At 41.3% G+C, this 25,236-nt stretch carries 30 protein-coding genes; 26 read left to right on the top strand and 4 right to left on the bottom strand.

What is annotated here, in order from left to right; all coding sequences use genetic code 11:
- Positions 1–252, bottom strand: a 252-nt coding sequence (locus I4V84_RS16395) for a transposase (protein ID WP_195992977.1), incomplete at its 3' end; no start/stop codon positions are given.
- Between the two features lie 103 nt (positions 253–355).
- The gene (locus tag I4V84_RS16400) at positions 356–1,444 is read right to left on the bottom strand and encodes a histidinol-phosphate transaminase (protein WP_148463575.1); all 1,089 of its coding nucleotides are present in this window, start codon (positions 1,442–1,444) and stop codon (positions 356–358) included.
- A 243-nt stretch (positions 1,445–1,687) separates the two neighbouring features.
- Between I4V84_RS16400 and I4V84_RS16405 the strand changes: the two genes are divergently transcribed.
- From I4V84_RS16405 to I4V84_RS16435, 7 genes are all read left to right on the top strand, one after another.
- Positions 1,688–1,939 (top strand): kinase, encoded by a 252-nt coding sequence (locus tag I4V84_RS16405; RefSeq protein WP_118583122.1) that lies wholly within the window; start codon positions 1,688–1,690, stop codon positions 1,937–1,939.
- Between the two features lie 13 nt (positions 1,940–1,952).
- Positions 1,953–2,513, top strand: coding sequence for a GNAT family N-acetyltransferase (locus I4V84_RS16410; protein ID WP_195992979.1), 561 nt, complete (start codon positions 1,953–1,955; stop codon positions 2,511–2,513).
- Positions 2,514–2,558: 45 nt separating this feature from the next.
- Positions 2,559–3,317 carry a TSUP family transporter gene (locus I4V84_RS16415; RefSeq protein ID WP_195992981.1) on the top strand — a complete coding sequence of 253 codons (759 nt, stop codon included), beginning with the start codon at positions 2,559–2,561 and terminating at the stop codon, positions 3,315–3,317.
- Positions 3,318–3,490: 173 nt separating this feature from the next.
- On the top strand, positions 3,491–4,237 hold the full coding sequence (locus I4V84_RS16420) for a 3-oxoacyl-ACP reductase family protein (RefSeq protein ID WP_005421611.1): 747 nt from the start codon (positions 3,491–3,493) through the stop codon (positions 4,235–4,237).
- A gap of 92 nt (positions 4,238–4,329) precedes the next feature.
- Positions 4,330–4,635, top strand: a complete 306-nt coding sequence (gene trxA, locus I4V84_RS16425) for a thioredoxin (protein WP_195992983.1) — start codon at positions 4,330–4,332, stop codon at positions 4,633–4,635.
- A gap of 12 nt (positions 4,636–4,647) precedes the next feature.
- A complete protein-coding gene (locus I4V84_RS16430; protein ID WP_195992985.1) occupies positions 4,648–4,968 on the top strand; it encodes a rhodanese-like domain-containing protein in 321 nt (106 codons plus the stop codon).
- Position 4,969: 1 nt separating this feature from the next.
- Entirely contained in the window at positions 4,970–6,661 is a 1,692-nt protein-coding gene (locus tag I4V84_RS16435; protein WP_195992987.1) for an FAD-dependent oxidoreductase, read from the top strand.
- 120 nt (positions 6,662–6,781) lie between these two features.
- Here the strand turns inward: I4V84_RS16435 and I4V84_RS16440 are convergent, their stop codons facing one another.
- A complete protein-coding gene (locus I4V84_RS16440; protein WP_334285474.1) occupies positions 6,782–7,516 on the bottom strand; it encodes a Crp/Fnr family transcriptional regulator in 735 nt (244 codons plus the stop codon).
- Between the two features lie 73 nt (positions 7,517–7,589).
- Between I4V84_RS16440 and I4V84_RS16445 the strand changes: the two genes are divergently transcribed.
- The 7 genes from I4V84_RS16445 to I4V84_RS16475 all read left to right on the top strand — a co-directional run bounded on the left by I4V84_RS16445 (position 7,590) and on the right by I4V84_RS16475 (position 11,813).
- Positions 7,590–7,955 carry a thioredoxin family protein gene (locus I4V84_RS16445; protein ID WP_243284134.1) on the top strand — a complete coding sequence of 122 codons (366 nt, stop codon included), beginning with the start codon at positions 7,590–7,592 and terminating at the stop codon, positions 7,953–7,955.
- Positions 7,956–7,970: 15 nt separating this feature from the next.
- Positions 7,971–8,894, top strand: coding sequence for a thioredoxin-disulfide reductase (trxB, locus tag I4V84_RS16450; RefSeq protein WP_026648815.1), 924 nt, complete (start codon positions 7,971–7,973; stop codon positions 8,892–8,894).
- A 123-nt stretch (positions 8,895–9,017) separates the two neighbouring features.
- Positions 9,018–9,302 (top strand): hypothetical protein, encoded by a 285-nt coding sequence (locus I4V84_RS16455; protein WP_243284135.1) that lies wholly within the window; start codon positions 9,018–9,020, stop codon positions 9,300–9,302.
- Between the two features lie 413 nt (positions 9,303–9,715).
- Positions 9,716–10,111: a methylglyoxal synthase gene (locus I4V84_RS16460; protein WP_021926957.1), complete on the top strand. Its 396-nt coding sequence runs from the start codon at positions 9,716–9,718 to the stop codon at positions 10,109–10,111.
- On the top strand, positions 10,108–10,662 hold the full coding sequence (rsmD, locus tag I4V84_RS16465; RefSeq protein ID WP_148463401.1) for a 16S rRNA (guanine(966)-N(2))-methyltransferase RsmD: 555 nt from the start codon (positions 10,108–10,110) through the stop codon (positions 10,660–10,662). The genes I4V84_RS16460 and rsmD overlap by 4 nt, the downstream gene beginning before the upstream one ends.
- 9 nt (positions 10,663–10,671) lie before the next feature.
- A complete protein-coding gene (coaD, locus tag I4V84_RS16470) occupies positions 10,672–11,160 on the top strand; it encodes a pantetheine-phosphate adenylyltransferase (protein WP_118583104.1) in 489 nt (162 codons plus the stop codon).
- 17 nt (positions 11,161–11,177) lie between these two features.
- The gene (locus tag I4V84_RS16475) at positions 11,178–11,813 is read left to right on the top strand and encodes an ATPase (protein ID WP_118583101.1); all 636 of its coding nucleotides are present in this window, start codon (positions 11,178–11,180) and stop codon (positions 11,811–11,813) included.
- A gap of 87 nt (positions 11,814–11,900) precedes the next feature.
- On the opposite strand, the gene I4V84_RS16480 is transcribed toward I4V84_RS16475, so the two are convergent.
- A complete protein-coding gene (locus I4V84_RS16480) occupies positions 11,901–12,821 on the bottom strand; it encodes a nucleoside recognition domain-containing protein (RefSeq protein WP_187566442.1) in 921 nt (306 codons plus the stop codon).
- A gap of 172 nt (positions 12,822–12,993) precedes the next feature.
- On the opposite strand from I4V84_RS16480, the gene I4V84_RS16485 reads away from it, so the two are divergent.
- From I4V84_RS16485 to hisB, 12 genes are all read left to right on the top strand, one after another.
- Positions 12,994–14,445, top strand: coding sequence for an aminoacyl-histidine dipeptidase (locus I4V84_RS16485; protein WP_187566441.1), 1,452 nt, complete (start codon positions 12,994–12,996; stop codon positions 14,443–14,445).
- 253 nt (positions 14,446–14,698) lie between these two features.
- On the top strand, positions 14,699–15,532 hold the full coding sequence (locus I4V84_RS16490) for a M23 family metallopeptidase (RefSeq protein WP_243110476.1): 834 nt from the start codon (positions 14,699–14,701) through the stop codon (positions 15,530–15,532).
- A gap of 117 nt (positions 15,533–15,649) precedes the next feature.
- Positions 15,650–16,492: a GTP pyrophosphokinase family protein gene (locus I4V84_RS16495; RefSeq protein ID WP_118583092.1), complete on the top strand. Its 843-nt coding sequence runs from the start codon at positions 15,650–15,652 to the stop codon at positions 16,490–16,492.
- Positions 16,493–16,583: 91 nt separating this feature from the next.
- On the top strand, positions 16,584–18,494 hold the full coding sequence (locus I4V84_RS16500; protein WP_177968565.1) for a YgiQ family radical SAM protein: 1,911 nt from the start codon (positions 16,584–16,586) through the stop codon (positions 18,492–18,494).
- Between the two features lie 10 nt (positions 18,495–18,504).
- Complete coding sequence (locus I4V84_RS16505) at positions 18,505–19,116, top strand: hypothetical protein (protein WP_173718994.1); 612 nt, start codon at positions 18,505–18,507, stop codon at positions 19,114–19,116.
- Between the two features lie 13 nt (positions 19,117–19,129).
- Positions 19,130–20,110 (top strand): RluA family pseudouridine synthase, encoded by a 981-nt coding sequence (locus tag I4V84_RS16510; RefSeq protein WP_195700303.1) that lies wholly within the window; start codon positions 19,130–19,132, stop codon positions 20,108–20,110.
- A 1-nt stretch (position 20,111) separates the two neighbouring features.
- A complete protein-coding gene (lepB, locus tag I4V84_RS16515) occupies positions 20,112–20,681 on the top strand; it encodes a signal peptidase I (protein ID WP_173716740.1) in 570 nt (189 codons plus the stop codon).
- Positions 20,682–20,683: 2 nt separating this feature from the next.
- Positions 20,684–21,223: a Holliday junction resolvase RecU gene (locus I4V84_RS16520; RefSeq protein ID WP_195700304.1), complete on the top strand. Its 540-nt coding sequence runs from the start codon at positions 20,684–20,686 to the stop codon at positions 21,221–21,223.
- 281 nt (positions 21,224–21,504) lie between these two features.
- A complete protein-coding gene (gene hisZ / locus I4V84_RS16525) occupies positions 21,505–22,641 on the top strand; it encodes an ATP phosphoribosyltransferase regulatory subunit (protein WP_195700305.1) in 1,137 nt (378 codons plus the stop codon).
- Complete coding sequence (hisG, locus tag I4V84_RS16530) at positions 22,638–23,273, top strand: ATP phosphoribosyltransferase (protein ID WP_148463394.1); 636 nt, start codon at positions 22,638–22,640, stop codon at positions 23,271–23,273. The genes hisZ and hisG overlap by 4 nt, the downstream gene beginning before the upstream one ends.
- A gap of 49 nt (positions 23,274–23,322) precedes the next feature.
- Complete coding sequence (hisD, locus tag I4V84_RS16535) at positions 23,323–24,636, top strand: histidinol dehydrogenase (protein ID WP_195992991.1); 1,314 nt, start codon at positions 23,323–23,325, stop codon at positions 24,634–24,636.
- Complete coding sequence (gene hisB, locus I4V84_RS16540; protein ID WP_195992992.1) at positions 24,633–25,220, top strand: imidazoleglycerol-phosphate dehydratase HisB; 588 nt, start codon at positions 24,633–24,635, stop codon at positions 25,218–25,220. The genes hisD and hisB overlap by 4 nt, the downstream gene beginning before the upstream one ends.
- Positions 25,221–25,236: the final 16 nt, after the last annotated feature.

Consider the following 25,236-nt stretch of genomic DNA (forward strand, 5'->3'; position numbering starts at 1 on the left):
GATCTCTTTCATGGTCTGACGCATGCTTTTTATCCCATAGAGATACTGAATGAATGGTATCTTTATCAGCATGACGGGATCCATACTGGGACGGCCGTTATCCGGACAGTATTTTTCTTCAACCAGATCATAAATAAAATTCCAATTGATTGCTTTATCAATCAATCGCAGCATATGGTTTTGAGGTACCATGTCATCCATGGAAAACATCATCATTTGTTCTCTGTTTTTATCTGCATTTTTCGTCATCATAAAAAACACCGCCCTTCTGATATTTATTATATCAGAAAAGCGGTTCCAACAATAGCAAAACCCTGCAAAAGCAGGGCTTTGTCTACAGTCTGAAGCAGCTGGATTACAGCTGCTTCAGTACGTTTAAGAGTTTTGTATTATCGTCGTGCATCATGATGCAGAAGCGGACAAATTCGCCGTCCAGGCACTGGAAGGAAGAACAGTCGCGGATCATCAGGCCTTTTTTGATGCAGGCCTCAAAGACATCGGCGGAAGTCAGACCGTCCCGGCGGATTTTTAATAAGATGAAATTGGCATAGGCAGGATAAACTTTAAAAGTAGGGATATTTTGAAGTTCCTGCTCCATGCGGTCACGCTCATCGAGGATCAGATCACGCGTTTCCTGAATGTAGTCGTGGTCACGGAGCATCAGCTCTCCGGCAAAGGCACCAAGACTGTTCAGTGACCATGGCGTCTGTTTTTCTCGCATTTTGGAAAGAAATTCCATATTTCCGGTAATTCCGTAACCGAGACGCATGCCCGGTGCAGCATAAAATTTAGAAACACCACGCAGTACCATAAGATTGGTAAATTCTCTGGTCAGAGGAATTGCAGTTATTTCTTCGACATCTGGTGCGAACTCTACGTAAGTTTCATCGATCATGACAAAAATATCTTTATCTGCACAGAATGCGATCAGTTTGCGGAGATCTTCCTGCATGATCGCAGAGGAAGTCGGATTATTCGGATTGCAGAGAATCAGGAAATCATAACCGTTTTCCAGAGTTTTGCACAGATCCTCTACATCGAGAGTGAAATTTCGTTCTTCTCGCAGATGATAATATTCCTGTGTGCTTCCGGAGAAAGAAAGTTCTCTGGAATATTCGGAATATGTCGGTCCGAGAATCAGGGTGTGTTTCGGCGCACGTTCCTGAATCAGAAGTGAGATCAGTTCACTGGAACCATTTCCCGGTAAAATAAATTCAGCGGGAATCCTGCAGTATTCTGAGATCGTATTTCTGAGAGATACATAATCTCTGTCCGGATAAGAAGAAAAAAGATCGACATTTTCTGCAATTTCTTTTTTTACAGAGGCGGAGAGGCCAAGAGGATTGACATTTGCCCCGAATTTAACGATATCTTCTTTATTTAAATGATAGTAGTCACATATTTTTTCTATGTCACTTCCATGAAAAACCATTTTTGTAGTCATAAGGTTACACTCCTCATTATTTCGCTATTTACTATAATAAATCATCGAAGCGTTTTTTACAATAGACAACCGCCGAAGATGTGTTATACTAGAAAAACAGGTGTTGCTGTGAACACAGGCAGTATTCCGCGAGGTGTTTTGGAATGGATTTTGACCAAGTTGCTGTGAACGGAGTGAACAGTAACAAACAGGTGTTGTTGTGAACAGCAATAACTAATAAATATGCAAGACGGGGGAATGAATATGAGATTGCAGACAGTACAGGATGCATTGAATCAAAAAAATATCAGGTTTGAATATACCGAAGAAGACGGATGCGGAAGTCTGGATTTTATGTTCCGCGGACTGAAATTCCATGTGTGGGAATATCACGATGGAGTCTGGGGTGCAGAGACAAATATCTATGAGGCAGGCAGAAGTGAGGATATTGAGGGCGATTATGAAGAAAAGATTGCTGGAGAAATTCTGTCATGGCCGGATATGATCAATAATTAAGCAGGAGAGAAAAATGAAACTTGTAAACATTGCCGATGAAGGCGCAAAATATAAATGGCAGCTTTATGATCTGTATGATAAAGCATTTCCGGAACAGGAGAAAAAGCCCCTGCAGGTAATGGAAAACCTGGTAGCAGATGGAAAGATGGAGATGCTTGCAATGGTTGACGAAGATGAATTCGTAGGACTGGCAATCAATCTGATCGATGCGGAGCAGGATAGGGCGCTTCTGGATTATTATGCAATTGTACCGGAGAAAAGAAATTACGGATATGGAAGCAGGGGACTGGAGGCATTACTTAAAAAGTTCAAAAATCATAAATATATTTTTGAAATAGAAACACAGGATGAAAAAGCAGAAAATGCTGAAGAACGCAAAAAAAGAAAGGTTTTTTATCTTCGGAACGGACTTCAGGAGACGGGATTGTTTGTAAATGTGTATGATACAGATTTTGAAATCCTTACACCGGACGGTGAGCTGACTTTCTGGGAATATGTAGATTTTCTGCGAGAAGTAATGTATGAAGAATACGTACAGATTCTTCGCCCGACATTGATTGCGATGAAAAAATAATAAAAATACAAAAGGAAATTAAGGACAGGGAACGTGGGAGAAAATGTGGTTTTAGTTTATCTGGTAGTATGTTTTTTTGTATTTCTGGCAGGATTTGTGGATTCGATTGCCGGAGGAGGCGGACTGATCTCACTTCCGGCATATATGATTGCGGGACTGCCGGTACATACTGCAATTGCAACAAATAAAATGAGCAGCTCCATGGGAACTTTCGTGGCATCTTTTCACTACATGAAAAAAGGCTTTATGAAATGGAAAATCTGTATTCCGGCAGTTTTTGGTGCAATTGCCGGATCCTGGATAGGATCTCATCTGGCTCTTCTGATTTCGGAGAAAGCTTTAAAGATCGCCATGCTGGTTGTGCTTCCGGTCATTTTGTTTTATGTACTGAGAAGCAAAGCACTGAAAGGAAAAGACGAAAATGCAACAGAAGTAATCAATGGAATGCTGATTTTTAAAAGTATTCTGATCGCAGCTGTAGTTGGTATTTATGATGGGATTTACGGACCGGGAACAGGAACATTTCTGATGCTTTTATTTGCCGGTTTCTGTCATATGACATTAAACGATGCAGCAGGTGCCACAAAGGCAATCAATCTGACAACCAATATCACAGCACTTGTCGTATTTCTGATCAATGGCAAAGTGCTTTTGCCACTGGGAATTGCAGCAGGAGTTTGTAACATGGCAGGGAATTATCTTGGAAGTCATAGCTTTACTTCAAACGGTCACAAGATCGTAAAACCGGTTATGATTGTGGTGATCGTGATCTTCTTCATTAAAGTATTAACAGAACTGATTTGAAACACACAAAAGGGGACTTATTTCACATTCACATCCCCCTTTGTCTACAGTCTGAAACCCTGGTGCGTGTGAGCAACAGGGTTTTTTATTGCGATAGTTTGTGATGATATCACAGAAAATGATTTACCTTTTGCTTATAATGTAACTACAAACAAAGTAAGGAGGTAGTCTAAATGAGATTAAAAGATAAAGTTGCAATCATTACGGGTGGAAGCCGTGGTATAGGATTTGCTACAGCTGATAAATTCTTGAAGGAAGGTGCTTCAGTTGTGTTGGCAGCAAGTTCACAGGAATCGGCAGATGTTGCTGTAGATAAATTAAAAGAAAAATATCCCAATGCAATAGTTGCTGGAATTAGTCCAAATCTGGCAAGCATGGAGTCTGTCAGAAAGGCTTTTAAAGAGGCAACTGAAAAATATGGATGTGTCGACATACTGGTAAATAATGCAGGGATTTCAGAAAACACCTCATTTATGGATTATACAGAGGAGACTTTTGATAAAGTCATGGATCTAAATGTAAAAGGAGTATTTAATACTACTCGTGTAGCAGCAGAATGTATGGTGGCAAGAGGCAAGGGGGTCATTCTCTCAACTTCTTCCATGGTGAGTATTTCGGGACAGCCAAGTGGGTTTGCTTATCCGGCATCGAAGTTTGCAGTAAACGGATTGACTGTATCATTAGCAAGAGAACTAGGACCTAAAGGTATTCGTGTTAATGCTGTTGCACCTGGGATTACAGAAACTGATATGATGAAGGCCGTGCCAAAGGAAGTTATCGAACCTATGATTGAAAGAATTCCATTGCGTCGTCTTGGACAGCCAGAAGATATTGCCAATGCGTTTGTGTTTCTTGCTTCAGATGAGGCGAGTTACATTACAGGCGTTATATTAAGTGTAGATGGTATGGCAAGAAGTTAAGTTAATGAGGTATGGTGATGTAATCACGGAAAATAAATGAAATTAAGACTATAATAAATCTACAAAAAGAAAAAGATAAGGAGGACTGTAAAATGTCTGCTATTAATATCAATAAAAATAATTTTCAGAACGAAGTACTGAATTCCGATAAACCCGTTCTTTTAGATTTTTGGGCATCTTGGTGTGCGCCTTGCCGCATGGTAGTACCTATTCTAGAGGAGATTGCAAGTGAGCGTAGAGATATTAAAGTTGGAAAGATTAATGTAGATGAAGAGCCTGAACTGGCAAATAAGTTCAGTATTATGAGCATTCCGACTTTAGTGGTTATGAAGAATGGGAAGATTGTACAGCAGGTTTCAGGGGCGAGACCTAAGAATGTGATTTTAGAAATGCTTTAGGGAGGTGTGCTAATGGGATTTTTTGATCTCTTTAAACAGTCGAATATTAATCAAGGCATAGGAGAATATAAAAGGACTGATGATGCAGTTCTGCTGGATGTACGTACAGCGCAGGAATATCAGGAAGGACATATACCAGAAAGTAAAAATGTGCCGTTGCAGCAACTTGACAATATTGCTTCTGTAGCGAAGAATAAGGATATCCCACTGTTTGTATACTGTTATTCCGGTTCACGAAGCCGCCAGGCAACTGGGATACTGCAACGAATGGGATATTCTAAAGTAAATAATATCGGTGGCATTGCAGCTTACTCAGGAAAGGTGGAAAAATAAGATGAAGGTAATAATTGTAGGAGGTGTAGCCGGAGGAGCTACAGCCGCAGCAAGAATACGCAGACTGAATGAACATGCTGAAATTACTGTGTTTGAAAGATCCGGATACATGTCCTATGCAAATTGTGGACTTCCATATTATATTGGAGACGTGATCACAGACCCGGAAGAACTTACACTACAGACACCAGAGAGTTTTTTTAAACGCTTCCGTATTAACATGAAAATTCATCATGAAGTTATCTCCATACATCCGGAACGTAAAACGGTTTCAGTGAAAAATTTAGAGAATGGTGAGATATTTGAAGAAAAATATGATAAGCTGATCCTCTCTCCAGGTGCAAAGCCAACACAGCCGAGACTTCCCGGAGTAGGTATTGATAAACTTTTTACACTTCGTACTGTAGAAGACACTTTTCGGATAAAGGAATATATAAATAAGAATCATCCAAAATCGGCTGTATTGGCAGGTGGCGGTTTTATTGGTCTGGAACTGGCAGAAAATTTGAGGGAGCTTGGCATGGATGTTACGATTGTCCAGCGGCCTAAGCAGCTGATGAACCCTTTTGACCCGGATATGGCATCCATGATCCATAATGAAATGAGAAAGCATGGGATAAAACTGGTACTGGGCTATACAGTAGAAGGATTTAAAGAAAAAGACAACGGAGTGGAGGTCCTGTTGAAAGATAATCCATCCCTTCAGGCTGATATGGTAGTTCTGGCAATCGGAGTCACACCAGACACAGTATTAGCAAAAGAAGCCGGTCTGGAACTTGGCATCAAGGAAAGTATTATAGTGAATGACAGAATGGAAACCTCTGTACCGGATATTTATGCTGCAGGTGATGCAGTTCAGGTAAAACATTATGTTACGGGTAATGATGCGCTGATTTCTTTGGCAGGACCAGCCAATAAACAGGGCAGAATCATCGCTGATAATATTTGTGGCGGTGATAGTCGTTACCTGGGCAGTCAGGGAAGCTCCGTTATAAAAGTGTTTGATATGACAGCAGCCACTACAGGTATCAATGAAACCAATGCCAAAAAGTCAGGATTAGAGGTAGATACAGTAATTCTTTCTCCTATGAGTCATGCCGGTTACTATCCTGGTGGAAAAGTGATGACCATGAAGGTGGTTTTTGAAAAAGAGACCTATCGTTTGCTTGGTGCTCAGATTATTGGATATGAAGGAGTTGATAAACGTATTGATGTGCTGGCAACAGCAATCCATGCAGGGCTGAAGGCAACCCAGCTGAAGGATTTGGATCTCGCATATGCACCGCCTTATTCCTCTGCCAAGGATCCTGTAAATATGGCAGGATTCATGATAGACAATATAGCAAAAGGTACCTTAAAACAATGGCATCTGGAAGATATGGATAAGATTTCTAGAGATAAAAGTGTTGTGTTGCTGGATGTGAGAACTGTAGGTGAATTTAGCAGGGGGCATATGAATGGATTCAAAAACATTCCTGTAGATGAACTAAGGGAACGTATCAATGAAATTGAGAAGGGAAAGCCTGTTTACCTGATATGCCAGAGTGGGCTGCGAAGTTATATTGCCAGTCGTATTCTGGAAGGAAATGGATATGAAACATACAACTTCTCCGGCGGATTCCGCTTCTATGATGCAGTTGTCAATGACCGTGCGCTGATTGAAAAGGCATATGCATGTGGTATGGATTATTAAAAATAATCATAATATTTTTATAATTTTCTCGTAATATAAAAAGATCCCCCATTTATTAGAATGACTTTCATAATTCTGATAAATGGAGGATTCTTCTTTATATGTTACAGAAAAACAATTTTATGACCTTTGGAGTGTTTCCAGTCTTTTTGGATCAAGGATTGTGATTTTGCCGCGGGAGAGTTTGACGAGACCCTCGCCTTGAAAGTATCGAAGCATTCGAGTGATAACTTCCCTGTGGGAACCAAGATGATTAGCAATCGTCTCATGAGTGATTTTCAGCTCGTTTGTTCCTTCGATAGAGGTCTCTTCTAAAAGAAATGAAGCAACACGCTTATCCAAACTCTTCCACATGATTTGTTCAATCAGCCACATGACATCAGAAAAACGGGTGGCTATTAACTCATTGGTATAGTTTGCGACGGGAGCAGATTCCTTCATAATGCCCTTATAGATTTCAGCAGGGATGATCCAAAGATCAGTATCTTTTTCTGCTTCAATGGTTACTTCAAATTGAATGGAGCGTATGATACATGAGGCGGATAAAAGACACATATCCATATCGAACAGACGGTAAAGTGTAATCTCTCGTCCTTCATCTGAAAGTATGTAGGTTCGAAGCTGCCCGGATTTAACCAGTAATAATCCAGTGCAATCCAGGTTTCCATTGTGAATGATTGTCCCTTTTTTTACATACTGTGTGATTAAATTGTCTGAAATTATTTTTTTCTGTGTTGTATTTAAGTCATTCCATAGTGGAAAACAATTTTCGAAGTTCATAACCGTTATCTCCTTTACGAATATAGTATACTTGCTTTTTTTAGATGCGTCAATTATGTAACTGGCATATGCCATAAATAGAAATAAAAAGAAGTGTAATAAAGTAAATTATCTTTTCTGTGATATCATCACAGAAGCAAGATCTTTTATGCGATATATTAAGTTCAAACAGGAGAAGGAGTTGAAAAATATGACATCAATAAATATAAATAAAGAAAAGTTTGGACAATTAATTCATAAAGAAAAATCGGTTTTGGTTGATTTCTGGGCACCTTGGTGTGGTTATTGCCGTAGAATTGGAGCGGCTTATGAAAAAATAAGTGAAGAATACAGCGATATTCTTATTGCTGGAAAAGTAAATATTGATGAAGAACCACAGATTGCAGAAGCTGAAAAGATTGAGATAATTCCTACGCTGGTTTTATATCGGGATGGAAAGGCAATAGATTCTATTGTTGCACCTGAATCAAAAATAATGATAGAGAATTTTATTAATGAAGCATTGGAAAAATAAAAGGAGGACTGCTGTATGAATGAAAATCATGTTTACGATATGATTATCGTGGGTGGAGGACCTGGAGGGTATACTTCAGCATTATACGCAGCCAGAGCAGGATTTGATACAATTGTTTTAGAAAAATTATCTGCAGGTGGTCAGATGTCATTGACCTGGCAGATTGATAACTATCCTGGTTTTGAAAATGGAATTGACGGATTTTCATTGGCAGAGAAAATGCAAAAACAGGCGGAAAAATTTGGCGCTAAAAGTGAATATGCTGAAGTTTTTAATATGGATTTAACAGGAAAGCTTAAGAGAGTAGAAACTAGTTCGGGAATTTATATTGGGAAAACAGTAGTGATTGCTACTGGAGCAAATCCAAGAGAACTTGGTCTCGCTAAAGAAAAAGAATTGATAGGTCATGGGGTTGCTTATTGTGCCTCCTGTGATGGTATGTTTTATAAAGATAAGATCGTGGTGGTTGTTGGTGGTGGAAATTCTGCTGTATCAGATGCTGCTCTTTTAAGTCGAATTGCTAAGAAAGTCATCATTGTTCATCGTAGAGATACATTACGTGCAACGAAAATCTACCATGACCAGCTGATGAAAACTGAAAATATAGAGTTTCGATGGAATAATACAGTAAATGAACTGATTTATGGAGAACGATTGACTGGTGTGCGGTTGAAAGATACAGTTACAGGAGAAGAAAACATTATAGAATGTGACGGCCTGTTTGTGAGTATAGGAAGAAAACCGACAACAGATTTTTTAGATAATCAGATAGAACTGGATAATAAAGGATATATTGTGGCAGGTGAAAACACTGAAACGAGTATTCCGGGTGTTTATGCTGTAGGAGATGTCAGAACAAAGTTACTTCGTCAGATAGTAACAGCAGTGGCAGATGGTGCTATGGCAGTACATATGGCAGAAGAGTATATGGAGAAATAATAATCAGAATTTGAATAGTGAACTTTTTATACTGAAATATGTACGATTTCAATAATGACATGAACTTATGGGAACGTATTGCGGATACTTTGTGAACTTTATCCTGATACAATGATTATGCTGATGAAAGAAGGCATTCAGAATGGAATTACACTAGAAATACTTATGACAAAAAAACATAAGAAAACACCGGAAGAAAAAGCAGCTGTTGCGAAACAAAAGAAACAACAGATGAGAGCAAAACTGAAAAAAGAAACAAGAGATAATCTGGCTAAAGAAGAGATCTTGCAAGATGACCGATTTTTCTTTATTGCCGGTTATACCTCCGGAGGTGCACCGTATGGTATCACCTTGGAGGAAATGGGTCTGAAACCTTGGGATGATTTGGAGGAAAATAAAATGGTGTAAAAGTGGTGTAAACAAACAAAAATCAGCTGTGAAGATTATTGAAAACTATTGAAAACAATACGCTTCTCATATAAATATGCAAAAAAAAGTGGGTTATTATATTTTTTTACATATAAAAAGAAATTGTGAAATTTTTATCTTTAAATGTGCGAAAATCATGAAAATTGTGCGTATTCATATACTTATACAGAAGAATTTTCATGTAATAAGGCTAAAAAATGAAGCGTAGCGGTAGAATACGGAGCTGATTTGCACAATAAAATATAAAAAAACCAGATAAATCAATACGTCATTTAAAAACAAATTCTTAACAAATAATGAATTTTGTATATATTCAAACGTTTTTGTTGCACTTCTTTTGTCAATTTGCTATAATTGGTACAATAAACAGAAAGAAATGGGAGAGGTGAACTATGAATTTAGGTATCATTGCACATAATAGTAAAAAAGTTCTCATTGAAGATTTCTGTATCGCTTATAAGAACATCCTGGCCAAGCATGAAGTATATGCTACCGGCACTACAGGAAGAAGAATTGAGGAAGCCACCGGTCTTCATGTCCATAAGTTTTTACCGGGCAGTATCGGAGGCGATAAGCAGTTCATGGAAATGGTAGAGCGGCAGGATCTGGATATGGTAATACTTTTCTATAATCCTGTTATGATAGATCCAAAGGAGCCAGACATCACAGCTATTGTAAAGCGCTGTGACCAGTATAATATTCCGGTGGCGACCAATATCGCTACTGCAGAACTTCTTATTCTTGGACTGGCCCGTGGTGATCTGGATTGGAGACTGAATCTAAAATGAGAGTCATCGCAGGAAAAGCAAGACGACTGAACCTTAAGACTGTGCCGGGTATGGACACACGCCCCACCACAGACCGCATCAAAGAAACTCTTTTTAATATTCTTCAGCCTGAACTTCTGGATTGTCACTTCCTTGATCTGTTCAGCGGAAGCGGTGCAATCGGCATTGAGGCATTAAGCCGCGGAGCAGCTCGGGCTGTTTTTGTTGAAAAAAATCCCAAGGCATGCACATGCATAAGAGAAAATCTGACATTTACAAAACTTGCAGATAGTGGTACACTGCTGAATATGGACGTGATGCAGGCCCTTCGTTCCTTAGAAGGAAAGGGCGTTTTCGACTGCATATTTATGGATCCCCCATATAACCATGAGCTGGAGCGTCAGGTTCTGGAATACCTTCAGGACAGCAGTATTCTGGATGAGAATACACTGATCATCGTGGAAGCTGACCTTGCTACAGATTTCGGTTATGTGGAAGATCTTGGCTACAGACAGCTGCGTTCCAAAGAATACAAAACTAACAAGCATATCTTTTTATGCCGGGGAAAGTGAGAAAAATACATGGTAATAGCTGTTTATCCAGGAAGTTTTGATCCGGCCACTTATGGTCATCTGGACATAATCAAGCGTGCAAGCGTATCTTTCGACAAAGTAATCGTAGGAGTTTTGCATAATTCTGCAAAAAGTCCGTTGTTTTCTGTTGAAGAACGTGTTAATATACTAGAAAAGGCAACAAAAGACATGGAGAATGTAGAAATCAAGGCATTCAAGGGTCTTTCTGTGAACTTTGCCAGAGAGAATCATGCACAGGTGATCGTGCGCGGGCTTCGTGCAGTTACAGATTTTGAATTTGAACTGCAGATGGCACAGACAAACCGGGTGCTTGCTCCGGATATTGACACCGTGTTTCTGACGACAAGCCTGGAATATGCATATCTTAGCTCTACTATTATGAAAGAAGTAGCAGGCTATGATGGCGACCTGAGCAAATTTGCTCCGCCGGAAATTACCGAAGCTGTTAAGAAAAAGATGCACGATTTGAAGAAATAGAATAAGGAGAGTTTACTATGAGCAGCAGAATTGAACAGATTATTGAAGAAATCGAAGAATATGTAGACAGTTGTAAGTATCAGCCACTTTCTACAACTAAGATTGTAGTGAATAAAGAAGAAATCGAAGAGCTTCTTCGTGAACTTCGTCTTAAGACTCCAGACGAGATCAAACGTTATCAGAAGATCATCAGCAATAAGGATGCCATCCTTGAGGATGCACAGACCAAGGCAGATGCACTGATTGCAGATGCACAGAATAAAGCTCAGGAGCTTGTTACTCAGCATGAGATCATGCAGAAAGCATATGCGCAGGCAAACGAGACTATCAATGCAGCGAATCGTCAGGCTCAGGAGATTCTGGATTCCGCTACACAGGATGCTAACAGCATTCGTCTCAGCGCGATCACATACACAGATGACATGATGGCAAACATCGGTTCCGTACTTACCCAGACTCTTGAGGATGCTGGCGGCAAATATAAAGGATTCATCGATGCTCTTCAGGCATGCATGGATGTTGTAAACCATAACCGTCAGGAGCTTGCACCACAGACTGCTCAGGCAGCTGCAATGTCCGGCTCTTATCAGCCGGCTGATACAGAGGCTTCCAAGGAAGATGAAGCTCTTCTGGACGAGATTGGCGATAACTAATTTTGCTGCGCGAAATATAGCAGACTTTATCTGATTGCGATTCACTAAAACTATTCTATAAATGTTTTATGTGAGCAGTGATCATGTTTATAAGAATATAAGTATGAGAACAGCAGTAACTGCTGCATTCATACATTTGGCAGAAGCGTACGGATGAAGGGAGAGTTCCTTTCCAAGTACGCTTTTTGTTTGCGCCATAATACAGAATCCTCCGAATGCACTCATACACAGGGCAAGAAGTACACGAATTGAATAAGAAAACCCGGACAGCAGGAGCCCATGGAGACCAGTGGTAACTTCTATCAGTCCGAGAAGAATATATTTTCCCTGTGCAGGAAGATACCAGAAATGACTTATGGCTGCGGACAGAATAGAGAACATAAGAATATAACCACCCAGTTTTGCCATAGTTTCAAAACTATTCATAATGACAAAATCCAGAAGCCCGGCAGAAGTATATTCCAGCTCAGATGTTTTTTGCGTACAAAAGGAAAGCAGTGAGTTTTTTCTATAGACTGTAAAGCGAAAAAAACACATGCAGATCATGTCTGATAGAAACAGAATCCTCACAAGAAAACCAATATGTAATTTTCCCTCCAGACAGATATGTCCCACATAAGTAATAAGAAAGGCCGGACTTGGATTATTGCAGAAAGTTAACAAATATTCAGCCTCCTGCCGGCTGATTTTTCCAGCATAATACAAATCTGCGGTTAATTTTGCCCCCATAGGGTAACCGGTGAGAAGTCCCAGAAGAAATACATAGGCTCCTCCCGGAGAAAGCCCAAAAACGACCTTGAAAAAAGGAGCAGTTGGTTGTAAAATTTTTGTAATCCAATCTGTGTGCACCAGAATTCCTGTAAGGATCATAAACGGAAGAAGGGTAGGCAGTAAGGTCTCCAACCATAGTTTCAGTCCGTTTCTTGCCGCAGCAAGAGCTTCGGCCGGGTAACACAGAAGGAAGAGTAAAAGCAGGATAACAGAAAGCAGGATTATTTTTTTCTTCATTTTGACCTCGTTATTAAAAATAAAAGCCCAACATGTGAAGTTATAGTCAGGTTGTGTTCAGCAGCCTGAAGTATGTTTAAAAAATCATTATATAAAATTTATATTCTGTTTCTGTCTCAAAATGCCGAAAAGATAAATACAAACCATATATAAAATTTTGGAGGTAACCCATATGGCAATTTTAGAAAACTTCGAACCCCAAAATGTGTTTCACTATTTTGAGGAAATCTGTGGTATTCCACATGGTTCAGGAAATACAAAACAAATCAGTGATTATCTGGTGAATTTTGCAAAGGAACATGATTTGAAATATGTTCAGGATGACATGAATAATGTTGTGATTTATAAACCTGCAACACCTGGCTACGAAAACGCGCCCACAGTCATCCTTCAGGGACATATGGATATGGTTTGTGCGAAATGCCCGGAAATCGAACATGATTTTACAAAGGATGGACTAAAGCTGGTTGTGAGAGATGGCTTTTTATCAGCCGAGGGCACTACTCTTGGCGGCGATGACGGAATTGCAGTGGCTTATGGCCTTGCGCTTTTAGACAGTACAGATTTGCCGCATCCGGCTTTGGAGGTTGTTTTCACCGTCGATGAAGAGACGGGGCTTCTGGGCGCTGACGGATTCGACTGCAGCCTTTTGAAGGGAAGAAGAATGATCAATCTGGATTCTGAAAAAGAGGGCTGTCTGTGGGTAAGCTGCGCTGGTGGTGTTGCTGGAAATTCTTATCTGCCAGTCCGGCGTGTGGACGCTTCCGGCAGAAAAGTTAACGTAAAAGTCTGTGGACTTGTGGGAGGCCATTCCGGAGCTGAAATACACAAAAACCGCGCAAGTGCCAATATTCTTATGGGACAGTTTCTTTATGAACTTTCCCATGTCTGTGGCTATGCATTAAAAGAATTAGAAGGTGGTCAGCAGGACAACGTTATTACAAAAGAATGCGAAGCGGTTCTTCTTGTGCTTCCGGAAGAAATTTCTCAGATCACTTCCCTTGCAAAGAAAATGCAGAAGGATTTCCGGGCAGAATACACTGGTACAGATGATACTATTACAATTCAGATAACAGAAGAAGGGGATATGGATGCACAGGTTCTTCATCCCACCAGCCAGGAAAAAGTGCTTTTTTATCTGATGAACATGCCATTTGGTGTTAAGAAAATGAGTGGTACCATAGAAAATCTGGTGGAAACCTCCTGCAATCCCGGAATTCTGAAGCTGTATGGGGACGAGTTGTTTGTACAGACCAGTATCCGAAGCTCTGTAGGAACTGCCAAAGAGGCTCTTTCCCATAAAATCCAATATCTGACAGAATTTCTGGGAGGCGAATATGAGACTGAGGGGGCTTATCCTGCATGGGAGTATCGTAAAGCTTCTCCTCTTCGTGACAAGATGGTAGAAATTTATAAAAACATGTACGGTAAAGACCTGGAGGTAGTTGCCATTCATGCCGGTCTGGAATGTGGTATTTTTTATGAGCGAATGGAAAACCTTGACTGCACCTCTCTTGGACCGGATATTCTGGACATCCACACCAGCAAAGAACGCCTTGATATGGCTTCTGTGAAACGGGTTTGGGAATATCTGACAGAAGTATTGAAAAATTTGAAAGACTGATAATTACATGTATATTTAAAAGCCTGTTTTTCATAAAGCTTTTGGCATACCCCCATTAAATAGTAACTGTGGCTGCCATAGCCTTTGATCATTCGAATCAGCTGTATTTGGAAAAATATTTTCCATACAGCTGATTTTTTGTTCTAATTTTTCTGATTTTCCATATATTATCTGAGGGTGAAAAAATCGTTACTATTTACTGGTAACAAAAAAATCATCCACCTTTTCCCATATATTAAAGAGAGGAAATGCCATGAAAAGAAAGACCGGGAAACACTTACTCCTTCTTCTTTTTCTTTTGCCGCTGCTTATCTTGCTTCAGAATTTTATTCAGCAAAGAAGCCAGGCCTCCCTGTTAAAACCGGACACCTGTTTTACAGAAAGCTTCCGGGAACAGGCTTTGTCGTCTGCGCTATATGCAGAGTTAGAAGAAAGAGTACATTCGGATGGAGAATTTGCCGATCTTCTTACAACAACTATGCTGAATGGAAAATTTTTTCCAAAATATCTTTCCGGGAACAGGGAAGCATATCTCCGCTTCAAGCCCAAAGCCTATTATGACCTGAGAAGCTGTTATCTGGCTGTCTGGAAAGACCTGGAAAATTTTCCCATTCCAATCAGAAACGATAGAGAAATATGGCAAGAGATTTTTTATGAAAACACCTTTGGCGCTGCCCGAAGCTATGGTGGAAGCCGGACGCACGAAGGCTGCGATCTCTTTGGCAGGGTTTCTCAATCCGGATTTTATCCTGTGATTTCCATGACTGATGGCAAAATAGAAAAAATCGGATGGCTTCCTCTTGGCGGATACCGGATCGGAATCCGTTCTTCTCATGGAGGGTATTTTTATTATGCCCATCTTGCATCCTATGAAAAATATTTTCAGACAGGTGAAGCAGTGGAAGCGGGGCAGATTCTTGGATTCATGGGAGATACCGGATACGGAGAAGAAGGAATGTCCGGAAAATTTCCGGTTCATCTTCATCTGGGAATCTACATAAATCCACAGGGAAAAGAGGAACTGAGTGTAAACCCTTACTATGTCTTACAGGCAATGGAGAAAAAAGTAAAAAAATACACTTATTGATAACAAATTTTTTGAAATATATGCTATAATGATTAAACATATGGGCAGACACACTTAAATTTAACTGCAGAATATTTTTCATAATACAATGCCCATATTCTGTAAGGAGCGATTTATATGGAAATACAGTTATGGAGAAGCATTTTATGCCCCTACGAACTGGCAGTCAGGGAACTGATTGTCAAATTTGAACACATTATCAGCGAACATCGAGAAAATGATCTGTATTCCCCTATTGAGCAGGTAAGCGGACGAGTGAAAAGTGTATCCAGCATTCTGGAGAAAATGCAGCGCAAGCATATTCCTATGGAACGCATGGAGGAAGAAGTAGAAGACATTGCTGGAATCCGTATTATCTGTCAGTTTGAGGAAGATATTGAGACAGTAGCATCCCTGATCCAAAACCGGTCAGATATGACCATTAAGAGTGAGAAGAATTATCTGAAGCATGTGAAACAGAGTGGTTACAGAAGTCTCCATCTGATCATTTATTATACAGTAGAAACATTAAATGGTCCCCGGAAGCTGCAGGCGGAAATTCAGATCCGCACCATGGCTATGGACTTCTGGGCAACGATCGAACATTCCCTTCAGTACAAATATAAAGGGGACATGCCACCGCATGTGGCAGAGCGTCTGACGAATGCCGCGGATGCTATTATTTTGCTGGATCAGGAAATGTCTTCTGTGCGCGATGAAATCATGGATGCCCAGAATTCTTCCCAGATGCAGTCCAATCTTGTAAAAGATATTCTCAATAATATAGAAAATCTTTACCGCGTATCCAGCGAACGGGAGATTACCAAAATTCAGACAGAATTCCTTCGTGTTTTCCATACCAAGGATTTGAAACAGCTGGAGCGTTTTCACAGACAGCTTGATATTATCGCGGAAGGTTACCGCGCCCAGGCTGTTTACCATAATATCGGACATCAGCCAGGCAAGAGCTGTATTTCATAAATCTGTCCGAAAATACGTTACTGTTCATTTTGTTCACACCATTCTTGGAACACGCCTTACAGAATGAGCAGTGCATAGGAGAAAAATATAGATGTCACAATTTTTACCAGTTACAAAAAAAGACATGGAGGACAGAGGCTGGGATCAGGTGGATTTTGTCTACGTGACAGGAGATGCTTACGTAGATCATTCCTCTTTCGGTACTGCTATTATCAGCCGCCTTCTGGAGAGCCGGGGCTATAAAGTGGGAATTATCCCACAGCCCGACTGGCGCAGGAAGGAGAGTATTGCCATATTTGGAGAGCCTCGCCTTGGCTTCCTTGTAAGTGCCGGCAATATGGATTCCATGGTAAATCATTATACCGTTGCAAAAAAGCACCGCCAGAAGGATTCTTATTCTCCTGGCGGTAAAATGGGTTTGAGGCCGGACCGTGCTGTTATTGTATACAGTAATCTGATTCGTCAGACTTTTAAGAAAACTCCTGTAATTCTTGGTGGAATCGAGGCAAGCCTCAGACGTATGGCACATTACGATTACTGGGAAAATAAGGTGAAGCACAGTATCCTCATAGATTCCGGCGCAGACCTGATTTCTTACGGAATGGGAGAGCATTCTATTATTGAGATTGCAGAGGCTCTTGACAGCGGAATCCCTGTCAGCGAAATTACCTATGTGGCAGGAACCGTCTATAAATGCAGGGATCTGTCCCGCACTTACGAGCCGATCATACTTCCTTCTTTTGATGAAGTACAGGCGGATAAGCTGGCTTATGCCAGAAGCTTTGCCATCCAGTATCAGAATACAGATCCTTTTACAGCAGGAACCATGGCCGAATCCTACGGAACAAAGGGCTATGTAATCCAGAATCCACCTGCATTACCTCTTACACAGGAGGAGATGGACGATGTATATGATCTTCCTTATGTGGGAAATTATCATCCCATGTATGAGAAAGACGGCGGAATTCCTGCATTAGAGGAAATTAAATTCAGCCTTACCAGCAACAGGGGTTGTTTCGGAAGCTGCAGCTTCTGTGCATTAACTTTTCATCAGGGAAGAATCCTGCAAACCAGAAGTCATGAATCAATTCTGAAAGAAGCGGTCCACATGACCGAGGAGAAAGATTTCAAGGGATATATCCACGATGTAGGCGGACCTACAGCAGACTTTCGCCAGCCTTCCTGCCAGAAACAGCTGACCAGAGGCGTTTGCAAGAACCGTCATTGTCTGTTTCCTGAGCCATGTAAGAATCTGACCGCGGATCACAAAGATTACGTTTCTCTTCTTCGTAAGCTCCGGGATCTTCCAAAAGTAAAAAAAGTATTTGTCCGTTCCGGTGTGCGTTTCGATTATGTGTTGGCAGACCCGGACAAAACTTTTCTTAATGAACTTGCCAAATATCATGTAAGCGGACAGCTTCGTGTAGCTCCTGAGCATGTTTCCAATCAGGTGCTGAAATATATGGGCAAGCCGTCACACGAAGTGTATGAGAAATTTTTGAAGGAATTTGACAAGGCAAATAAGAAGGCTGGCTTACAGCAGTTTGCCGTGCCATATTTTATGTCCTCCCATCCGGGATGTACCATGAAAGAGGCGGTGAAACTGGCAGAATATGTCCGTGATCTTGGCTTTACTCCGGAGCAGGTGCAGGACTTTTACCCAACACCTTCTACACTGTCTACCTGTATGTATTACACGGGAATCCATCCTCTTACAGGCGAAAAGGTTTATGTGCCGAAGAGTGCCCATGAAAAAGCCATTCAACGTGCGCTTATGCAATATAAGAATCCGGTCAACAGAGAACTGGTTCTCGAAGGATTGAAAATTGCAGGGCGTATGGATCTGGTTGGGTATGGGGAAAAATGTCTGATCCGGCCTGTCAGAAAAGAGCATGGCGACAACAAATATACAGAGAATGCCGGGCGTAACAGAGGATCAAAGCATGGTCCGGCACCAAAGAAAACCATCCGCAATCATCACACAAGAAAAAAGCAGAAATAGGAGTGTTTTCATGAAACTAATGCAGACAAACAAAGGAGAATTCGGATATCTGAAGCGTGAACGAAAGCGCAGGATCATAATTGCTGCCATTATGCTTGGTGTCCCCGTTTTTATTTTTATCAGTATGTGGATCTACCTAGGTACCAGAAATTCTATCTGGACGATCATTGCTCTGGTAGGATCTCTTCCAGGCTGTAAGGCTGTGGTAGATGTGATCATGGTCTATCTGGCAAAGCCTGTAGATCCGGTCCTGTACAAGAAGATCCATGCGCATCAGGGTGATCTTGTAATGGCGTACGAGATGTATATGACTTTCTATGAAAAAAAATGCACCATAGATGCCATTGCCGTGTGCGGAAATACCGTAGTCGGTTATACCAGTGATCCGAAAGCAGATACAAATTTTATGGCTGCAGAAGCCCAGAAACTGGTTCGCAAAAACGGCTATAAAGTAGATGTAAAAATTCTTGGAGAGCTTCGTCCTTTCCTGGAACGTCTTGATTCTATGAACGAACACAAGGAATCCTTAGAAGAAGGGCTTCGCTTTACACCAGATCCAAGATATCCTGATTTTACCAGAGATGAAATGGTGAAGCATGTGATCCTGAATTTGTGTATCTAAGAGGATATCCAACATGAAAGAATTTATTATTAATGAAAATGAAGCGGGACAGCGCTTTGACAAATATTTAGGAAAGCTTCTCCGTGAAGCTCCAAAAAGCTTTTTTTACAAAATGCTCCGCAAGAAAAATATTACCTTAAACGGCGGTAGGGCCACTGGAAATGAGAAGCTTTCCACTGGTGACCACGTAAAGCTTTTCCTTTCGGATGAGACTTTCGGGAAATTTGCAGGAGTACAGGAAACGGTAGCAAGAGCTCATCAGAAGCTTGATATTGTATACGAAGACGACAATATCCTTCTGATTAACAAACCTGTTGGAATGCTTTCCCAGCCTGCAGATGATAAGGAACCATCACTGGTAGAATATCTGACGGGGTATCTTCTGGAAAGCGGAGCGGTTACGGAAGCGTCTTTACATACCTTCCGCCCATCTGTCTGCAATCGTCTGGACCGTAATACCAGCGGACTTGTGGCTGCAGGGAAGTCCCTGGCAGGACTTCAGGAGCTTTCTTCATTGTTTCATGATCGAAGCCTTCACAAATTTTACCGCTGCCTGGTAAATGGTGTTATAAAAAATGAAAAATATATCAAAGGATATTTGCATAAAGACGAAAAATGTAATAAAGTAACAGTACAGGAAACGGAAACATCCGGAGCACTTCCCATTGAGACCAGATACCGTCCCCTTGAAGATAACGGAACCGTTACCCTTCTTGAGGTGGAGCTGATCACCGGACGCACACATCAGATCAGGGCACACCTTGCAGGAACTGGTCATCCCCTTATTGGAGATTACAAGTACGGCAGGCGTACCTTAAACGATGAATACTGCAGAAAGTATGGTCTGAAATCGCAACTGCTTCACGCATACAGGTTGGAAATTCCGGAAATTGAAGGGCGTCTTTCCTATCTGTCTGGCAAAGAGTTCACGGCTCCTTTGCCTTATCTGTTTCAAAAAATCCTGAAAGAGGAACACGTAGAGGAGAATAAATAATATGAAAATCTGGCATGAAGTATGGGACTATATAAAAATGATCATCATTGTAGTTGCTATAGTCCTGGTTATCAACAATGTAGTACTGATCAACGCAAAAATCCCTTCTCCATCCATGGAGAAGACTATTATGACCGGCGACCGTATCTTTGGATTCCGTCTTGCATATGGTATCAATCTGGATCTGTTTGGACATGAGATTTCCAAAAAAGTCAAGGATCCCGAGCGCTTTGACATTGTAATTTTCAAGTATCCGGATGATGAAAGCCAGCTTTTCATCAAACGTGTGATCGGACTTCCGGGAGAGACTGTTGAGATCAAAGACGGAAAGGTATACATCGACGGTTCTGAGACTGCTCTTGATGATTCCTTTATTCCAGAGAAAATGCAAGGAAGCTTCGGTCCATATACCGTTCCGGACAATTGCTATTTTATGCTGGGTGATAACCGAAATGATTCTAAGGATTCCCGCTTCTGGAAGAACACATTCGTCCGCTTTGACCAGATTGTAGGGAAAGCAGTTGTAAGATATTATCCATCCATCAAGCTTCTTGGCTACGAGGAACCGTAAGAATGGCGACATGGAACAGCAGAGGGCTCCGGGGTTCTACCCTGGAGGACCTTGTAAACCGAACAAACGATCAGTACAGGGAGAAGGGACTTGCTCTGATACAGAAGATTCCCACTCCCATCACTCCGGTACGCATGGACAAAGAGAACCGTCACATTACTCTGGCATACTTTGACCAGCGAAGTACTGTTGACTATATAGGTGCAGTACAGGGAATTCCTGTCTGCTTTGATGCAAAGGAATGCAGCGCCCAGACGTTTCCTCTGGCAAATATTCATCCTCACCAGGTGAAATTTATGGAGGACTTTGAAAAACAGAATGGCGTGGCATTTTTTCTTATATTTTTCAGTCAGCTGAATCTATTTTATTATCTGCCTTTTCAGGAACTTTTGGTATACTGGAGACGGATGGAAGAGGGCGGACGGAAAAGCTTCCGCAGGGAGGAATTGGATGAGAAGTATTACCTGCCGAAAAAAAGCGGATTTCTGGTTCCTTATTTAGAGGGATTAAAATTGGATCTGAAAACACGCGTGTTGCCATAACACACGCAACGTTACTGTTCACTCCGTTTACAGTAACACGCTTCGCGATGCACAGAAATCATGCTTTGCATGATTTCGCGCCGCAACTCTCGGGTTTTCTGTGAACTTTGTTCACAAAAAACATCTCGCGGAATGTTACCAGTGAACAGTAACCACGCAACACTTCGTCTTGACAATCTTGGAATATTCCACTATAATCAACATTGATTTTGCATTATCGTAGTAGCGTGATAAAGCGTTATGTAATTAACAAGCAAGAAACAACATGGAGGAAACATGATATGCAGAGAATTTTTCATACGCCGGAGGGTGTACGGGATATTTACAGTCAGGAATGCAGCCGAAAGCAAAAACTTCAGGAAAAGCTTCACCGTGTATTCCATCAGTATGGCTTTGAAGATATAGAAACTCCCACATTTGAATATTTTGAAGTGTTTAGTAAAGAAGTGGGAACCATTCCCTCCAGGGAGCTTTATAAATTTTTTGACAGAGAAGGCAATACCCTTGTTCTTCGACCTGACTTTACACCGTCTGTTTCCAGAGCCTGTGCCACCTATTTTAACCCTGAAAAAGAAGTAGTAAGTCTGTGTTATACAGGCAACACTTTTATCAATAATTCCAGCTTTCGCGGAAGATTGAAAGAGACAACCCAGATGGGCGTTGAACGTATGGGCGATGATTCACCGGAAGCAGATGCAGAGATTCTGGCTATGACAGTAGAGTGTCTGCTTGCGACAGGACTTACCGAATTTCAGGTAAGCGTTGGGCAGGTTGACTATTATAAAGCGATTTTTGCCCAGACAGGCTTGAGCCAGGAAGAGGAAGAAGAGCTTCGGGAGCTGATTTCCCAGAAAAATTACTTCGGTGTGGAAGAGCTTGTAAAGAATAAGAACATGGATAAATCCCTTGCAAGAGTTCTTTCCCAGCTTCCTCAGATGTTCGGATCGACAGAAGTTCTGGAAAAAGCAAAATCCCTTACGGACAATCCACAGGCATTAAAGGCGGTTGCGCGTTTGGAAGAAATCTATGAGCTTCTGAAGGTTTACGGCTATGAGAAATATGTAACTTTTGATTTTGCAATGTTAAGCAAATATCATTACTATACCGGAATCATTTTTCAGGCTTATACCTATGGTACAGGAGAAGCGCTGATCAAGGGCGGACGTTACAACCAGCTGATGAAACATTTCGGCAAGCCTGCTGCATCCATCGGGTTTGCCATTGTAGTAGATAACCTTCTGATGGCTCTTTCCAGACAGAAAATCGAAATGGAGGAAGAGGAGGGCGTTACGGTTATCACTTACCGCAAAGAAAACCGTATCCAGGCAATCCAGAAGGCCAAAGAGCTTCGCGCCCAGGGCAGAAATGTAGCCCTTCGCCCAGAGAAAGTAACTAAGGTTTGTGAGGTGGAATTATGAGATATCTGACTTTTGCCCTTACCAAGGGAAGACTTGCAGACAAAACCCTTGCCATGCTTGAGAAAATCGGGATCACCTGCGAAGAGATGAAAGATAAGGATTCCCGTAAACTGATTTTTGTAAATGAAGAATTAAAGCTTCGTTTTTTCCTTGCCAAAGGACCAGATGTACCTACATATGTAGAATATGGCGCAGCTGACATCGGAATTGTCGGAAAGGATACAATCCTGGAAGAAGGCCGTAAGCTTTACGAGGTAATGGATCTTGGATTTGGAGCCTGCCGCATGTGTGTTTGCGGACCTGAAAGTGCCAAACCCCTTCTGAATTCAAACCAGCTGATTCGTGTGGCAACCAAATATCCAAACATTGCCAAAGATTATTTCTATAATAAGAAACATCAGACTGTGGAAATCATTAAGCTGAATGGTTCTATTGAGCTTGCCCCTATTGTAGGTCTTTCTGAAGTGATCGTGGATATCGTTGAGACCGGAAGCACACTTCGTGAAAATGGACTGAAGGTGTTAGAAGAAGTTTGCCCTCTTTCAGCAAGAATGGTTGTGAATCAGGTAAGCATGAAAATGGAAAATGAAAGAATCAGTAAGCTGATTGAAGATTTACGAAAGGTAATCTGAAATTACTGTTTTTTTCTGGAATAAAATAAAATTGGAAGGATCGATCACAATGCGTACAGTAAGATTAACAAAAGAATCTACCAAAGATATCCTAGAAAATCTTTTAAAACGGAGCCCTAATAATTACGGCAAGTTCGAAGCAGCAGTAGCAGATATTCTTGCAAATGTAAAAGAAAAAGGGGATGAAGCTCTTTTTTCTTACACAAAAGAATTTGATAAAGTAGAGGTAACTCCGGAAACCATACGTGTAACCGAAGAGGAAATCGAAGAAGCCTATAAAGCAGTTGATGCATCCTTATTGGAAGTTATCCGCAAGGCACTTGTAAACATCCGCAGCTACCATGAGAAACAGCGTCAGAACAGCTGGTTTACCAGTACCGAAAATGGCACCATGCTTGGTCAGAAAGTAACACCATTAAATCGTGTAGGTGTTTATGTTCCAGGCGGAAAAGCAGTTTATCCTTCTTCTGTATTAATGAATATTGTGCCGGCAAAAGTGGCTGGAGTACCTCACATCGTTATGACCACACCTCCTGGAAAAGACGGTAAAGTAAATCCCTCCACTCTGGTTGCTGCCAAAGAAGCAGGCGCTGATGAGATCTACAAAGTTGGTGGTGCACAGGCAGTCGGAGCACTTGCTTACGGTACTGCAAGCATCCCAAAGGTAGACAAGATCGTAGGACCTGGCAACATTTTTGTAGCCCTTGCAAAAAAGGCTGTTTATGGACATGTGAGCATTGATTCCATTGCTGGTCCAAGTGAGATCCTTGTCCTTGCAGATGAAACTGCAAATGCACACTATGTAGCTGCAGACCTTCTTTCCCAGGCAGAACACGATGAGATGGCTTCTGCAATCCTTATTACTACCAGTACAGAACTGGCACAGAATGTAGAGAAAGAGATTGAAGGTTATCTGAAGGTTCTTTCCAGAAAAGAGATCATTGAGAAATCTCTGGAAAATTTTGGATATATCCTTATTGCAGAAGATATGGATGAAGCAATTGAAGCAGCGAATGAGATTGCATCTGAACACATGGAAATTGTCACCAAAAACGCCTTTGAGGTAATGATGAAGGTGCGAAATGCAGGCGCTATTTTCATTGGAGAGTACAGTTCTGAGCCTCTTGGTGATTACTTTGCCGGACCAAACCACGTTCTTCCTACCAACGGAACAGCTAAGTTCTTCTCTGCACTTTCCGTCGACGATTTTATTAAGAAATCCAGTATTGTATATTATTCCAGGTCTGCATTACAGGAAATCCACAAGGACATCATCCGTTTTGCATCCTCCGAGCAGCTAACTGCACATGCCAACTCCATTGCAGTCCGCTTTGAAGAGGAAGATAAAAAGGAGCAGTCATGACAAGAGAAGCTACTGTTGAACGAAATACAAAAGAAACTAAAATTGCCATAAAGCTGAATCTGGACGGAACCGGAAAAAGCAGTCTGGATACAGGTGTGGGATTTTTTGATCATATGTTAGATGGCTTTACCCGCCACGGACTTTTTGATCTGGAGATAAAGGTAAAAGGCGATCTTCAGGTTGACGATCATCATACCATTGAAGATACAGGAATAGTTCTTGGCACAGCTATTAAAGAAGCAGTTGGAGACAAGAAAGGAATCAGACGTTATGGAAGCTGCATCCTTCCAATGGATGAGTGCCTGGTGCTTTGCGCCATTGATCTTGGGGGACGCCCGTATCTTTCCTTCGAAGGTGCGTTTACCAGTGAAAAAATTGGAGATATGTCCACAGAAATGGTGAAGGAATTCTTCTACGCCATTTCTTATACGGCAGCCATGAATCTTCACATTAAGGTTCTAACACCGGGAAATAATCACCATATGGCAGAAGCCATGTTCAAAAGCTTTGCAAAGGCGCTGGATATGGCGGTAGCTTATGATCCTCGTATTACAGATGTGCTTTCTACGAAGGGAAGTCTCTAAAGGCAGAATAAACAGA

Source organism: Ruminococcus sp. 1001713B170207_170306_F1 (assembly GCF_015668065.1).
Taxonomy (GTDB): Bacteria; Bacillota; Clostridia; order Lachnospirales; family Lachnospiraceae; genus Blautia_A; species Blautia_A faecis.